The organism is Aliikangiella maris (assembly GCF_040719265.1).
Classification (GTDB): domain Bacteria; phylum Pseudomonadota; class Gammaproteobacteria; order Enterobacterales; family Kangiellaceae; genus Aliikangiella; species Aliikangiella maris.
This window is the reverse complement of the sequence record NZ_JBFDAH010000001.1, coordinates 345707-359487: the sequence shown is the minus strand read 5'-3', so window position 1 is coordinate 359487 and position 13781 is coordinate 345707. Positions and strand designations below refer to the sequence as shown.

15 protein-coding genes and 1 tRNA gene are annotated in these 13781 nt (G+C 38.1%); 3 read left to right on the top strand and 13 right to left on the bottom strand.

Annotated elements, in window-relative coordinates; genetic code table 11:
* Nucleotides 1–38: 38 nt before the first annotated feature.
* From ABVT42_RS01585 to ABVT42_RS01560, 6 genes are all read right to left on the bottom strand, one after another.
* Nucleotides 39–1115: a serine/threonine-protein kinase gene (locus ABVT42_RS01585; protein WP_353873341.1), complete on the bottom strand. Its 1077-nt coding sequence runs from the start codon at nt 1113–1115 to the stop codon at nt 39–41.
* Nucleotides 1112–2194 (bottom strand): serine/threonine protein kinase, encoded by a 1083-nt coding sequence (locus tag ABVT42_RS01580; RefSeq protein ID WP_353873340.1) that lies wholly within the window; start codon nt 2192–2194, stop codon nt 1112–1114. Before ABVT42_RS01580 ends, ABVT42_RS01585 begins: the two co-directional genes overlap by 4 nt.
* Complete coding sequence (locus tag ABVT42_RS01575) at nt 2187–3272, bottom strand: PP2C family protein-serine/threonine phosphatase (protein WP_353873339.1); 1086 nt, start codon at nt 3270–3272, stop codon at nt 2187–2189. Before ABVT42_RS01575 ends, ABVT42_RS01580 begins: the two co-directional genes overlap by 8 nt.
* Before the next feature lie 443 nt (nt 3273–3715).
* Nucleotides 3716–3800, bottom strand: a tRNA-Leu gene (locus ABVT42_RS01570).
* 189 nt (nt 3801–3989) lie between these two features.
* On the bottom strand, nt 3990–4610 hold the full coding sequence (locus ABVT42_RS01565) for an L-threonylcarbamoyladenylate synthase (protein WP_353873338.1): 621 nt from the start codon (nt 4608–4610) through the stop codon (nt 3990–3992).
* A gap of 208 nt (nt 4611–4818) precedes the next feature.
* Nucleotides 4819–5658, bottom strand: coding sequence for a PHP domain-containing protein (locus ABVT42_RS01560; RefSeq protein WP_353873337.1), 840 nt, complete (start codon nt 5656–5658; stop codon nt 4819–4821).
* Nucleotides 5659–6046: 388 nt separating this feature from the next.
* Between ABVT42_RS01560 and ABVT42_RS01555 the strand changes: the two genes are divergently transcribed.
* From ABVT42_RS01555 to ABVT42_RS01545, 3 genes are read left to right on the top strand one after another with little or no spacing between them, the layout of a single operon-like run.
* Complete coding sequence (locus tag ABVT42_RS01555; RefSeq protein WP_353873336.1) at nt 6047–6664, top strand: inner membrane-spanning protein YciB; 618 nt, start codon at nt 6047–6049, stop codon at nt 6662–6664.
* 2 nt (nt 6665–6666) lie between these two features.
* The gene (locus ABVT42_RS01550; RefSeq protein ID WP_353873335.1) at nt 6667–6966 is read left to right on the top strand and encodes a YciI family protein; all 300 of its coding nucleotides are present in this window, start codon (nt 6667–6669) and stop codon (nt 6964–6966) included.
* A 31-nt stretch (nt 6967–6997) separates the two neighbouring features.
* Entirely contained in the window at nt 6998–7261 is a 264-nt protein-coding gene (locus ABVT42_RS01545) for a BolA family protein (protein ID WP_353873334.1), read from the top strand.
* A gap of 176 nt (nt 7262–7437) precedes the next feature.
* Here the strand turns inward: ABVT42_RS01545 and rpoS are convergent, their stop codons facing one another.
* The 7 genes from rpoS to ispF form a co-directional block, all read right to left on the bottom strand.
* Entirely contained in the window at nt 7438–8406 is a 969-nt protein-coding gene (rpoS, locus tag ABVT42_RS01540; RefSeq protein WP_353873333.1) for an RNA polymerase sigma factor RpoS, read from the bottom strand.
* 167 nt (nt 8407–8573) lie between these two features.
* Nucleotides 8574–9560, bottom strand: a complete 987-nt coding sequence (locus tag ABVT42_RS01535; RefSeq protein WP_353873332.1) for a peptidoglycan DD-metalloendopeptidase family protein — start codon at nt 9558–9560, stop codon at nt 8574–8576.
* A gap of 267 nt (nt 9561–9827) precedes the next feature.
* Nucleotides 9828–10412, bottom strand: a complete 585-nt coding sequence (locus tag ABVT42_RS01530) for a YqaA family protein (RefSeq protein WP_353873331.1) — start codon at nt 10410–10412, stop codon at nt 9828–9830.
* Complete coding sequence (locus ABVT42_RS01525) at nt 10409–11077, bottom strand: protein-L-isoaspartate(D-aspartate) O-methyltransferase (RefSeq protein ID WP_353873330.1); 669 nt, start codon at nt 11075–11077, stop codon at nt 10409–10411. The genes ABVT42_RS01530 and ABVT42_RS01525 overlap by 4 nt, the downstream gene beginning before the upstream one ends.
* Nucleotides 11074–11823 (bottom strand): 5'/3'-nucleotidase SurE, encoded by a 750-nt coding sequence (gene surE / locus ABVT42_RS01520; protein ID WP_465251055.1) that lies wholly within the window; start codon nt 11821–11823, stop codon nt 11074–11076. The genes ABVT42_RS01525 and surE overlap by 4 nt, the downstream gene beginning before the upstream one ends.
* A complete protein-coding gene (gene truD, locus ABVT42_RS01515; protein ID WP_353873329.1) occupies nt 11816–12910 on the bottom strand; it encodes a tRNA pseudouridine(13) synthase TruD in 1095 nt (364 codons plus the stop codon). The genes surE and truD overlap by 8 nt, the downstream gene beginning before the upstream one ends.
* The gene (gene ispF / locus ABVT42_RS01510; RefSeq protein ID WP_353873458.1) at nt 12903–13391 is read right to left on the bottom strand and encodes a 2-C-methyl-D-erythritol 2,4-cyclodiphosphate synthase; all 489 of its coding nucleotides are present in this window, start codon (nt 13389–13391) and stop codon (nt 12903–12905) included. Before ispF ends, truD begins: the two co-directional genes overlap by 8 nt.
* Nucleotides 13392–13781 lie beyond the last annotated feature (390 nt).

Sequence of the window (13781 nt, the reverse complement as noted above, 5' to 3'; positions counted from 1 at the left end):
AAGAGTTATATGCACCTAAGATCAAGTTAGTGTAATAACTAGAGGTGTTTTAACCTAACCACGGGTAACGCTCTATCAGCACCACCACCTACATATTTGGAAAACATCACTTTCTCACCGATAATCGGTTTTGTGCCATACATACTATCAACGTGATAAAAGACATCATCCTGTTCAGGTACAGATATAAAGCCCCACTTCCCATGATTAATATTTTTCATGGTTCCTACAAAGCGTTCACTAACTTGATAGCATAGTAAACTACATCTTTCGACTAGCTGATCAGCGCTAGGTCTTTTGTTCACATCAACACTTAAACAGCTCTCAATTAATGAGATTAGCTCAGATGAAAGATAACTGAATTGAGGGTTTGAAGTTATAAATGCAGGGAATGGGTCATACTTCCCTTCGACAATGTGTCTAACAGCACGTAGACCTGAACCAAAAGGCTTAAATCCTGTCAACAATTCGTACATCATAGCCCCCAATGACCATACATCCGCTTTTAAGGTTACATTTCTAGGAGTGTCAATGGCTTCAGGAGCCATATAAGGAAGCGCCCCTACCGCAGTTGCAGATGTACTGTTAGTTATATCACCACCTTCAGCAGCTTCAACTATTTCTTCTTCCGCCATTTTAGCGATACCAAAATCAGTGATTTTCAACTCAGTTAGTTGGTATTTACCAGTCACCATTATGTTCGTTGGTTTCAAATCTCGATGAACAACACCCGCATGATGTGATGCAGCTAACCCCTTTGAGAGGTGGTGAAAAATTTTTGCAACAAGAAAAGGGTCTAAAAAATCCACTTCTTTCAAAATCGCTTTAGACAGGTCAAAACCTTCAATCAATTCCTCAACTAGGTAGGGACGTCCATTTTCTTCAACATAGTCTAGTGTCTTTGCTACATTAGGATGGTTAACTCTTGATGAAACAACCGCACTTCGATGAAAACGCTTTTCAGCTGTCGCATCTTTAGGCGTTTTAAGCGCGACAAATCTATCAAGAACTTCGTCATGTGCTTTATAAACGAATTGCATCCCTCCCTCGCCAACAAAATCTAAGATTTCATATCTGGATGCTACACGATTACCTTTAGTATGTGGTCCTTTCATAGCGCTACCTCTGGGTTAGATACATCAAAAGTAACAAAACTCCGTTCTGTATAATGACGGTGCGCGGCTCCTATACCAACAACACACGCACTAGGTATTTCAATGTCACCTGTTACATGCATATTATTAACATAAACCTCACCAGCCACATTATTTAATGAGAAGTTCAGACCATTATAGCTAAGTTCAAATGAACCAATTTTACCTAACCCTAACTTTGCACTTCTTCTGTCTTTATTAATAATATGAGGTTGACCATTTATTACAGCTAACGCTTGATGCTTATCAAACAGTAGGTATTTAGCAATTTCATCACGAACCTTAGACATTGTAGGCCTAGCTTTAGGATCATGTAGCAGGCACTGCTCAAACAACTTAATTAGCTGAGGGTAAGGCTTCAATAAATCACATTCGAACGAATTACTAGGTATTGGCTGTGGCGGAAAACTCCCCTTAAGTTCTGTTGGTAGATCTTGTGTAGCTAAATATAGGGCTGTTGCTCCAAATGCGTAAGCATCAATCGCAGAAGTAAAATAAACTTCATCAAGCGTAAATTGTTCGGGGGCAGAAAACCCTACAGTTCCCTTAAAACCTACTGTTTTAGCGTCCTTACCAACATTTCTAGCTAACCCGAAATCAAATATTTTTACAATACCTTCACCATCGAGCTTCATGTTATTTGGCTTAATGTCTCTATGAATTACATTTGCAGCATGTATATCAGTAATTCCAGACGCTATTTGCCAAAGCAATTTCAGCAATGCTATCGAGTCTAGATTTTTGTATTCCAAGTTAAATAAATCAACACCATCGATGAATTCCATAACAATAGCAAATGAATCACCACTCCCTTCAACAATATCGAAAACTTGAACCACATGCTTTGAGCGAAGCTTCATCAATGCCGACACTTCATCCTTAAGCCGAGCAACTTCAGACAAATCTTTAATTGTTTTAACTGCCACTTTTCTATCCAAATGGATATCTGTGCAAAACAATACGTCGCTAAATCCACCACTACCTATACTACCATCAGGAACATAACGAGGCGGAAGCTCGGGGGCTATACTACTAGTCATCAAAATCAATCCTTAATTGAGGCTTCTTAGCTTTCTTAGGTTCTACAGTTTCTACTTTCTTGCGCTTTCGCTTTCTAACTGTTTTTTTCATTTCGGTGGGCTCAGGCTCACTACTTTCAATAGATGAATCACTCTTTTCTAATGAGGCATCACAAATATCTGCTACAACTGGCGCGGTAGCAAGGCGTTGCTCGTAAGACGGACTTTTTTCAATACCTATGAACTGTACATCGCCAAAGGCATCCCAAAGTTGTACAGTCCCAGTTCTTACATTTTCAGATGAGTTAAAAAGTGATGCTAAATCAGAGAGAGCGATTACTGTAGAATTATCATGTCCACCACACCATTTAGCTACATGAATTAACCTTTTTGATAACTCAAGCGAAGTTACTTTTTGCATGGAAATGGACTGTAAAGTACTCTCGTCTATGTAATGAATACCATCACTAGTCAATAAAACTTTTTCTATGGAGTGTAAAGCTGGCATATCTAGCAAATGCGGCTCTATATCGCTACCTATACCAACAAATTGAAGCAATTTATTACTCAATTGAGAAGCGGGTGAATGTTGATTTAGCTGACCTGCAATTGTATCGTCAACTGACACTTGGTTCAGACTGTTACGTTGTCCCACATAAATTCTACTATCGCCGACGTTTATAGCTTCAAACTGCTCGTCACTATCCAAAATAAAGGCTGTCAGTGTAGCTCCACCATCACCATTATACTTGTTATAAACTTCTTGATTAGCCAGCTCTACACCTTGAAGTAAACGATCTTTTATCTGCAAATTTCGATTTCTTATACAACTAGAAACAAACGACGCTACAGCCAAAGAAGCACAGTCCGCGCCTTCTTCCATTCCTCCCATGCCATCACACAGAATACCAACTAAAAAAAACTTATTAGCAGAAACTTGAGCTCTCAAAATAACAGCTTTATCTTGATTCTCAGCTCTAACATTCCCAATATCCGATCCGACAGCTACAGGAAAGCCAAGCACCTCACGCACTCCAACGCTAGCAGTTTTTCTACATAACCAGTCTTGGATCTGTAATTTTATTGCATCTTGTTCCATAAATTATTTTGACCGAGCAGCTTTTGGTTTACTTTAGCTCTAATATACAGTATGTGACTGAAATTTAGAATTGAAATTACAAGCATTTAGCATTTAGCATCAAGAACAGGAGTATTCCAAGAAAAAGACAACAGCACAAAATGGAAACCTAAAATCGACCAGAGAAGGCATTAATTAACATCAGATATCCTGATGAAAACCACTACAAACAGCGATGAATATTAATAGCTTTTATTAAGTTTCAACACTCACAGAATACGCACAGACAAAAGACCAGATATAGACCGGAGAGGTAGAGTTTTAGACTAGTTATAGGGCTATGAAGATAGTCCCAAAGGGGTGTTTATAACAGCAAAAATGTATAAAAAGGCAAATTTAAGGCACAAAAAAACCGACATTACGTCGGCTTACAATCTTGAAAAACTCTTTATTTTTCAAGGGAATGGTACCAGTGGGCGGACTCGAACCGCCACGCATTGCTGCGGGGGATTTTGAATCCCCTATGTCTACCAATTCCATCACACTGGCACAATATAAACTGTGTTTTCTCAAGATTTTTGCTGTCCATGCAAAGGATTTTGAATCCGCTGCGTCTACCAATTTCGCCACTCTGGCTCCAAATCGAGCGAGCAATTATATCGAAAGTTTTATCGAATGCAATCAATTAAATGAGTTTTTTTAATTCTTTTTGAATTTGATCGAATTTCAATCAAATTGTTACTCAAATTCGTCAGGATTACCAGCCCCACGTCTTACTACTTTAGGCACCCCATCAAGCATGTCAATAACTGTGGTCGGCATATCACTTAAAAAACCACCATCGATGACCAAATCAACTCTGCCTTTGAGTGTTTCAAATATTTCTTCAGGGTTTGCCAATGTTTCTTCCATGTCGGGTAAAATCAAACTGGTACTCATTAACGGTTCGCCAAGCGACTCCAATAATGCCAACGCAATTTTATTATCTGGAACACGTATTCCGATAGTTTTTTTCTTTGGATGTTGCAACCGATTTGGGACTTCCGGTGATGCTCTTAATATGAAAGTATATGGTCCTGGTGTATAATTTTTTAGTACTCTAAATGCCGCATTATCAACTCTCGCAAAAATAGCCAATTCTGACAAATCACGACACACCAAAGTAAAATTATGCTTACTATCGAGCTTGCGAATCCGCCGAATTCGATCTAACGCCTTCTTATCTCCAATATGACAGCCTAGCGCATAACCAGAATCAGTGGGATAAACAATCAGCCCACCATTTCTGATGCAGGCAACCGCCTGTGAAATCAGTCGTGGTTGAGGATTTTGGCTATGAACTTGAAAAAACTGTGTCATTTGATGTCCTCGAAAATAATAAAGCGTTTAAAATGCAAATTAACAAGCCTATCAAATTCAATTGTTGTAAAACATTGGCGCTAGAATTGTTAAGGTCTATTTTAACCACTCTCCGCCTGAATATGTTAACTCTTTAAAATACACACTAAGTTTGGCCGACAATCATAGCATTGTTAATGAATATTAATAGTGCTATTTACTGTTTAGCTCAGATTTGTATACGCTCTTCAAAGATATGCGGTATGCTTCGATCCAAGAAGGGAAATTTTCCAAGGTCAGTCCACTTTAACCCTGGATAGTGAAAATCAGAACCGCTAGATGCTTGCAACTGATGCATTTCAAGATGTAACTTCAACCACTCAATTTTATCTTTACTCAAACTTGGATAAGCCATTTCTATTGCCTCTCCCCCCAATTGTGCAAAATGGGCAATAAGTAAACCCAACTTTCGATTTGATAGTGGATACCTAGTTGGATGAGCTAAAACAGCCACTCCCCCGGCTTGTTTAATTAGTTCAATGGCAACACTTAAATCAATCCAGTTTTTCGCAACTTTAATTTTTCCATTCTTGCCCAAAAACTTCTTAAATGCGGCTTTCATATCTTTGGCATAGCCTAGAGCAACTATCGCTTGTGCAATATGTGTTCGAGTCAGCGCAACTGGAGACATTTGATTACAGTACTCGAGAACACCGTGTACACCTAGCAAGTTCAGTTTTTCATCAATTTGCCTTGCACGTTTTTTGCGCTCAGCTTGTTGTTGCGCCAATGTGCTTAAAAGAGATGTATTGGTAGAATCGATTCCCAATCCCACAACATGCACTTCACCAAATTCACAAAGAGCCGTTAGTTCAACTCCATTGATTAATTCAATATCATACTGTTTTTCGAGAATATGATTGTGAGCTTCGCTCAATCCATGTATACAATCATGGTCGGTTAGCGCCAGCAGTTTAATTTCTCTTTCAACGGCATAGTCTATTAATTGTGTCGGGGTTAACGCGCCATCAGAAAAACAGCTATGACAGTGAAAGTCAAACTTAAGCATATTTTAGTCCTGTTAATCAACTTACTTATCCGGTAATTCTATCATTTAGTGACAAAATCAATGACAACTCAATTTATCAAACCAGAGTTAAGTAGTTGACTTAGTTTTTATTCAAACCTTTTGATATTAATTGACGCATCATATCAGTCCTTTGGACTTATTCAGGGAAATATAATACATATTTTCAATACTGATTAAGCTGAATTGTCTAATCTTTCTTGGCCAAGTTAGATTTTACCAGTTATGATAGCGGGTCTGTATTTTAAAATTGCTTATAGAATAACAATTTAGTGATTAATTTGTCTTTTTGAATTAGCAACTTAACCACACAATTGTATAAGTATTATCCCCTACTGCAAAAGCGTGTTGAGAAAGAGATACTAACTTTATGAAAATTTTCCTCGATTTTTTCCCTATTTTAGTTTTTGTCGGCATTTATTTTTATTCGGGCGTAAAAGACCCTATGCAACCTGCTGTAATAGGGTTAATTATTGCTTCTGCGATTCAAACTGTCGGGTCTCGGCTATTAACCGGAAAATTTGAAAAACTCCATCTTTGGACGTTGCTAATCACTTCAGTATTTGGTGCGATGACCGTGGTTTTTCATGATGCAGCTTATGTTCAATGGAAAGCCAGCATTTTAGTTTGGGTAATGGCTGGTATATTTTTATACCGTCAATTTATATTAAATAAGCTTTTTATCAAAGAAATGCTATCTGCTGCCATCGAAGAGAATCTTGATGTCCCAGAAAATATTTGGAAAAAAATAAATCTAATATGGCCTGTTGGCTATATTCTTTTTGGCTTTCTAAATCTTTATATTGCATTCAATTTTTCAGAAGCATTTTGGGTAAAGTTCAAACTGTTTGGTTTAATGGGACTAACTTTGACATTAGTTATTTATACAATCAGTAAAATATTTCCTTATATACCTAAAGAAGAATCAAACCAACAAACTGATTTTTCTGAAAAAACATCTCCTAATAAATCTAACGAAAAGGAATAATCATGCTTTACGCAATTATTGCTGAAGATAAAAAAAATAGTTTATCACTCAGACTATCGACAAGACCTGCCCATCTTGCTCGATTACAACAACTCAATGAAGACGGCAGATTAATACTGGCAGGCCCGCACCCAGCGATTGATAATGCTGAGCCTGGTGATGCCGGATTTAGTGGTAGTCTAATTGTTGCACAATTTGACTCACTTGCTGACGCTCAAGTATGGGCAGATGAAGATCCCTATTTGGCAGCAGGTGTTTATCAATCTGTGACTGTCAAACCGTTCAAAAAAGTACTACCCTAATAAGACAGCTTTTTTCATGAGGTTTTTTCTGGTGGACAATCAAGCGCGTATTGAAAAAATGACTAAACTCCTAAGTGAGGCATTAGATCCAACTCATATTGAAATTATCGACGATAGTCACCTTCATGCGGGTCACGTAGGTGCACGAAGTGGTAAGGGACATTTCACGGTTAAGATTAAAAGCAAGCAGTTCGCCGATCTAAAAACCATCAAACAGCACCAATTAGTCTACAAAGCACTTGGCGATATGATGCAAACGGATATTCATGCTTTAGTCATCAACTCTAGTGAATAACAATAAGTATCCAACCATTCAGTGATTGTATTTTGTAATTTGAGTTTCAAGACGATAATTAACAATAAGGCTTGATTTGTTTATCAGCTCATAACGAGTTAACTAGTAAAATAGCAGCGACAAAAAAGCACAACTAATATTGTGCTTTTTTTATTTATTAATGTTTAAGTGTCGATTTAAACATTGAAAATACTAGATAGCGTTAAACCTTGGCGTTCAAGCATAAAACGAAGTCTACGCAACGCTTCAACCTGAATCTGACGCACTCTTTCTCGAGTGAGACCGATTTCTAAGCCCACATCTTCTAAAGTCGCAGCCTCATAGTTTAATAATCCAAAACGACGGGCCAGTACTTCTTTTTGTTTTTCACCGAGTTGGTTCAACCAAAATTCGATACTTTGCTTTAGATCCTCTTCTTGTAAACGATTAGATGGACCACATTCGCGCTCATCAGCAATTGTGTCTAAAAGCGGCTTATCATTGTCGGTTCCAATGGGGCAATCGACAGATGATATTCTTTCATTAAGACCGAGCATTCGAGCAACTGTTTCAACGGGTTTACCTAGTTTTTTAGCGATATCTTCAGCAGTTGGTTCATGGTCAAGCTTTTGAGCCAATTCGCGAGATGCTCTTAAATAAACATTTAATTCTTTAACTACATGGATGGGTAATCGAATCGTGCGAGTTTGATTCATTATCGCACGCTCTATTGTCTGACGAATCCACCAAGTTGCATAGGTTGAAAAACGGAATCCACGTTCAGGATCGAATTTTTCTACCGCTCGAATCAGTCCTAAATTGCCCTCTTCAATTAAATCTAATAAGGCCAGACCACGATTGTTATAGCGACGAGCAATTTTTACAACCAGACGTAAATTACTCTCAATCATTCGCTTACGAGAAGCTTCACAGCCTTTAAGTGCTTTTCGAGCATAATAAACTTCTTCTTCCGCAGAAAGTAAGGGAGATGCACCAATTTCGCCGAGATACATTTGAGTAGCATCAAAGCCACCTTCTCTACGATTATCTTCCTGTTTGAACTTTTCCTGATCATCAATTTCCTTTAAATGAGAAATATCAGGCTCAAGTAGGTCCAAATCATCATCATCAAATGGGGTAACGGAACTTGCAGTTTCTTTTGTCATTGTTTTGCTCTCCACCATACGGACACATGTCCCTGAAAAAGTTGGAGTTTTCTCCACATGAAAACCCGAAAAAACACGACTATACTTTATTGCTACTGTTGTTATTTGATAGCCTTAAGAAGTTTATCGGCTGTCATTAATATAACTTTAGGTTTTTAAAAAAAAAATTAGTAATTTTTTTTCGGCAGGTAGTTTAGTGGATCTACCGGCTTACCTTTGTAGCGAATTTCAAAATGCAACTTATCAATATGCGTACCACTACTTCCGACTTCAGCAATTCTCTGACCCGCATTTACAAACTCATTTTCAGAGACATGCACTTTATGGTTATGCGCATATGCGCTCAAATAATTATTATTATGTTTTATAATTACCAGATTCCCATAACCTCGCAATCCATTACCTTCGTAAACAACCCGTCCTGGGGCTGTTGCTCTAACCGGTTGACCTTTTGAGGCAGCTATATCCAAGCCGCGACTGGTATTACCTTTAGCAGAAAACCGGTTAAGAATTTTTCCTTCCGTCGGCCATATCCAATTAATTGAATTGTCATTTTCGATAGACTGGTAGGTATTTGGTCTTCTATTTTTTTTATCAACAATATTAACTTTAGCCGACTTTTTTAAGTTTTGCCTAGTGATAGACGTCTTATCTGATGATTTTTCTAGTCGAGTAGCCGGTAGGGGCTTTGCAACTTTCGCGATACGCACCGGCGCAGTATTTTTTGGAGATAACTCAACAGGCTTTTTTAAAACTTCTTTATTTAAGGCTAAAATAAGTGATTCGGGATCAAATAATGGCTGTTGTTTTATTGACTGTAAATAAATTCTTTGTCCAGGATAAATAATATTATTTTTAATATGATTAATACTCGCCAATTCTTCATGATCTCGTGCGTAATACCAGGCAATAGAAAATAATGTGTCTCCGGGTTTCACTAAATGAAATTGTTTATCAGAGTTAACTTCGCGTACATCAACATTCTGATAATCTTTTTCAACCGACTTAACTCTGCCCGCTTTTTGAGTTGGAGAAGAATGGGAATATAGATCGTATACGGGTGCAGGCGCATGATTACTGCACGCGATTAATGCAGTAAATAAAAAAGTCACCACAAAATACTTTGAGGTTTGGGTGAAAAATTTATTGTCCAATGTTTTCACTGAATTGTTGAAAAACCTATCGCATAGTTAATAACGGCGAATCACAAACCGACGGTTCCGTTAACGGCTTTTTTTAAGGCACTGCTGAAGTCAGCACAGCACCTTCAACTTACGCAGCATTTAACGGCTCAGCGTGGGTAAGTATTGAATTAATTCAATTAATTCGTATAAATATTAAACATATCAATTAAGCTAGATAATACTTCATCTCAAGTAATAGGTTAGGTTAATGGCTTAATTAGTTGTTTTAATTAACTATTAAACATATTTGTACAACAAATAAGCAAAAATAGCAACTATCACAACTCCCCATCCTAAATAATCAATCGTCTGATGGAGTTTTTTCTCCATCTTTACTCCCCCTAATTTCATTAAACCGGCGACCAAGTAGAAACGCCCTGCCCGACCAAAAATTGAAGCAATAATAAAGGGAATAAGTGCCATGTTTAGCGCTCCAGCACTAATGGTAAAGACTTTATAAGGGATCGGAGCAAAACCAACCACAAAAACTACCCAGACTCCATACTTATCAAACCACTGCACAGCATGTTCGTAAGTTGGTACATAATTAAATTTTTCCAGTAAAGGATAAATCAGACTTTCAAAAAAGAACATGCCTAAAAAATATCCAAACACACCTCCGAGCACGCTCGTCACTGTGGCCACCAGTGCATAGTGCCAAACTTTGTCTAATCTGGCCAAACACATGGGTGCCAGCATCACATCAACTGGAATTGGAAAAATAATCGATTCAGCGAAACTCATCACCCCTAAATAATAAGTGGCGTATTGGTGTTTTGCCCAACGCAAACAGGTTTCATACATGGGAGTAAAAATTTTCACTCTATAATTCCCCCGAGTAAAGGAACAAACTTAACTTCTTCAACCCGCATGCGGCTGATACCCTCTTCTGATTTTTCGAGTAAATGGAGTTGCTGTATACCTTGTGGCATACTCACAGGAATTACCATACGACCACCGATGGCTAATTGATCAATCAATGGTTGTGGAATTTGCTCTGGTGCAGCGGTAACAATTATGCCATCAAAAGGTGCTTGAGCGGGCCACCCCAAATATCCATCACCATGTTGAAAAGTAACATTATGCAATTGTAATGTTTTAAATCGTTCCGCAGCTTGCTTTAATAAAGGCTTAATTCGCTCGATTGTATAGACTCGGCGCGCAACACCCGCCAAAATACTGGTCTGATAACCACACCCAGTACCCACTTCAAGTACATCATCAAGCTTGCCACTCATTGCTAACAATTCTGTCATTCGAGCAACTATATATGGTTGAGAAATGGTTTGTCCCATACCAATTGGTAAAGCAGAATCTTCGTAGGCTCTATGCGATAAAGCCTCATCAATAAAAATATGGCGCGGTGTTTTTTCCATTACCGCAAGTACTTGTTCACTTACAATGCCTTTATCTCGCAAGCGCTGAATTAACCGACTGCGCGTTCGCTGCGAAGTCATTCCAATACCGGCAAGATTTTTTGAAATCATAATTTTGACATCCATTCATTTACAGCATTAAAACTTTGATAAGCTGTATAATCAATGATCAAAGGTGTAATTGAAACATATCCATTTATTAAGGCGTTAAAGTCAGTCCCTTCACCAATATCTTGAGGTTGACTAGGTGGCCCAAGCCAATAAACTGTTTCGCCGCGAGGATCTTCTCCAGCGACAATTGTATCTGCACGATGACGGCTACCTAAACGGGTAATTTGATAACCTTTTATGTCTTCGATAGGTAAATCGGGTACATTAACATTAAGAATAATATTTGAAGTTAATGGATATTCACCTAAATGCTGTAGCATTCGTTCAATCACTTTTGCCGCAGTCACATAGTTATAACATTCATTACCCGCCAGAGAGACAGCAATTGCGGGAAATCCCATACTACGCCCCTCCATCGCAGCAGCCACGGTGCCTGAATAATGAACATCATCACCAAGATTTGCACCGCGATTAATGCCCGATATCACAATATCAGGCATTTGATGCATAATGCGATGCGAACCTAAATGAACACAATCACAAGGCGTGCCTGATACTGAATAATAACCATTATCTAACTGCTTACAGCGAATAGGATTATCTAATGTCAATGCATTGCTGCTACCACTGCGATTTCTGTGTGGTGCAACAACAGTTACAGTATGCTTTTGAGAAAGTACTTTTTCGAGAATAATTATCCCAGGCGCATCTACACCATCATCATTACTTAGCAATATATTAATCATTTCGATTCTCTAACAGGGCCAAATCCTTTATTCTAAACAACTCTCTTAACAATGATGTTGCATAACTGCCACTTGGCAGGCCAAATTGTAGGGTGAGTTGCTGCTGATTGCTAGCCAAAACCTTAAAATCACGTGCAAATGCTCGTATAGGCCGACGCGCAGATTGTAATCTTTGGCCTAGAGGGCTACTTTGAATGAGAGCAATAACCGGTTGAAAATCAGTCAATGCAGATTGTTCCAACGTTAAAGCAGCACCAGTCACTTCTGAGGCTTGCTGTCCAACTAACCAGCCACTGATACTTACATCGCCCTGCGCTAATCGTTCAATAGTTGGCTGGTCAACTTTATCACAATGAAAGTAAGAGCGACTGCCAGATAAACTGAAGCAATCGCCATCAAGGGCTGTTGACCACAATTGATGATTGATACGATACGCGACTTGAATATTAAATAAATAACTGCGCAAAGCAGATAAATAGATACCTCGACGAGAGCGAGATTTCACTTTTATTTTACCGGCCAAAACTTGCAATGCTTTACTAAGATTATTTCCCTGATGACCGAAGCGCTGATAACCATAGTAATTAGGAAAACCATTCGCAATTAATGAGCCAAAAATTTGTTCGTCAAGTTTTTCAGTCAAACCACGTAAAGTTATGCAAAATTGATTTTCAGAAATTGCACCAACACGCAACTTTTTCACATGCCTGGTTACGGTTAATACTTTAAAAGAATCATTATCAATGGTCTCGACAATAGCCGAAACTTCATTACTTCTCTTCTCTGGAAAATAAAGGCTAAACCACTGACGAGAAATGCTGTAGCGATCCTTTTTTCCCGCATAGCCAACATCGGCAGGCTTCAATTTAAAATGACGTTGTAGATAAGAAATTACCCAATCAGAATTGCAATTTTGTTTTTCAATATATAAAAATAAATGATCACCAACTCCCTCAGGCTCAAATGAAAGTATCTCATTAACCTGAAAATCATCCGCAACCGTGCGTAAATGAGCGTCAATCAGAGGTTGCTGATTGAGACGCGGCAGTTGTTCAAATAATTCATTTGGCAGTGGTAATTCAATCATTGGAATCAGGCATTTTTTCAATAATTACAACGCAATGTACTGCGATCCCCTCTTTTCGGCCAATATAACCCAAAGATTCTGTTGTGGTTGCCTTTACATTAATCTGGTCAATACCAATTGCTAAATCTTCCGCCAGATTTTGACAAATCTGTGAAATGTAAGGTGACATTTTGGGTGTTTGTGCAACCACCGTGATATCAATATTACTGATTAAATAACTTTTATCAGCAATTAATTGATAAACTCTGCGCAATAAATCACGGCTATCAACATTGGCAAATTTTTGATCGGTATCGGGAAAATGGCGACCAATATCACCAAGAGCTGCGGCTCCCAACAAGGCATCGCATACCGCATGTAACAGCACGTCACCATCAGAATGTGCAATTAAACCTATATGGTTATCTATTTTGACACCACCAATAATCAGTGGTTTATTACCACCAAATGCATGCACATCATAACCATGACCTATTCGCATCACAGACACTCGACTCCTAAATTTAGCAATTTATTTTGCACAATATTTCAACTTGTACTTTGTCATGTACTTGATTTGGCCATGTTATTTGATAGGTTATGATTTAACCAAAAAAACGTTTACCGTAAATTGCGGTATAGGTTAATTAAAATGACGAAGCCTGATTCTGAAATTTTGTTTCTTATAGCTTTATTTCTTAAACAAGCTACTTTTAATTTTCTTATGTTAAAAAGGCTGAAATTTGAGCAAATGACTCATCCGACTCAACAATACCTATCAGCGAAGGAGACATTTTAGTCATTAGTGACCACGGATTCAATCTCTTGCAATATTTGCTGTTAATAACCATAACTTTTGGTTTTTTAATACGTTAATCTATAAACATAACTA

Coding starts and splice junctions, on each gene's coding strand:
- ABVT42_RS01555 (WP_353873336.1), top strand. CDS start 6,047: ATGAAAATTTTCCTCGATTTTTTCCCTATTTTAGTTTTTGTCGGCATT.
- truD (WP_353873329.1), bottom strand. CDS start 12,910: ATGATTGAATTACCACTGCCAAATGAATTATTTGAACAACTGCCGCGT.
- ABVT42_RS01560 (WP_353873337.1), bottom strand. CDS start 5,658: ATGCTTAAGTTTGACTTTCACTGTCATAGCTGTTTTTCTGATGGCGCG.
- ABVT42_RS01525 (WP_353873330.1), bottom strand. CDS start 11,077: ATGATTTCAAAAAATCTTGCCGGTATTGGAATGACTTCGCAGCGAACG.
- ispF (WP_353873458.1), bottom strand. CDS start 13,391: ATGCGAATAGGTCATGGTTATGATGTGCATGCATTTGGTGGTAATAAA.
- ABVT42_RS01580 (WP_353873340.1), bottom strand. CDS start 2,194: ATGACTAGTAGTATAGCCCCCGAGCTTCCGCCTCGTTATGTTCCTGAT.
- rpoS (WP_353873333.1), bottom strand. CDS start 8,406: ATGACAAAAGAAACTGCAAGTTCCGTTACCCCATTTGATGATGATGAT.
- surE (WP_465251055.1), bottom strand. CDS start 11,823: ATGATTAATATATTGCTAAGTAATGATGATGGTGTAGATGCGCCTGGG.
- ABVT42_RS01585 (WP_353873341.1), bottom strand. CDS start 1,115: ATGAAAGGACCACATACTAAAGGTAATCGTGTAGCATCCAGATATGAA.
- ABVT42_RS01575 (WP_353873339.1), bottom strand. CDS start 3,272: ATGGAACAAGATGCAATAAAATTACAGATCCAAGACTGGTTATGTAGA.
- ABVT42_RS01550 (WP_353873335.1), top strand. CDS start 6,667: ATGCTTTACGCAATTATTGCTGAAGATAAAAAAAATAGTTTATCACTC.
- ABVT42_RS01565 (WP_353873338.1), bottom strand. CDS start 4,610: ATGACACAGTTTTTTCAAGTTCATAGCCAAAATCCTCAACCACGACTG.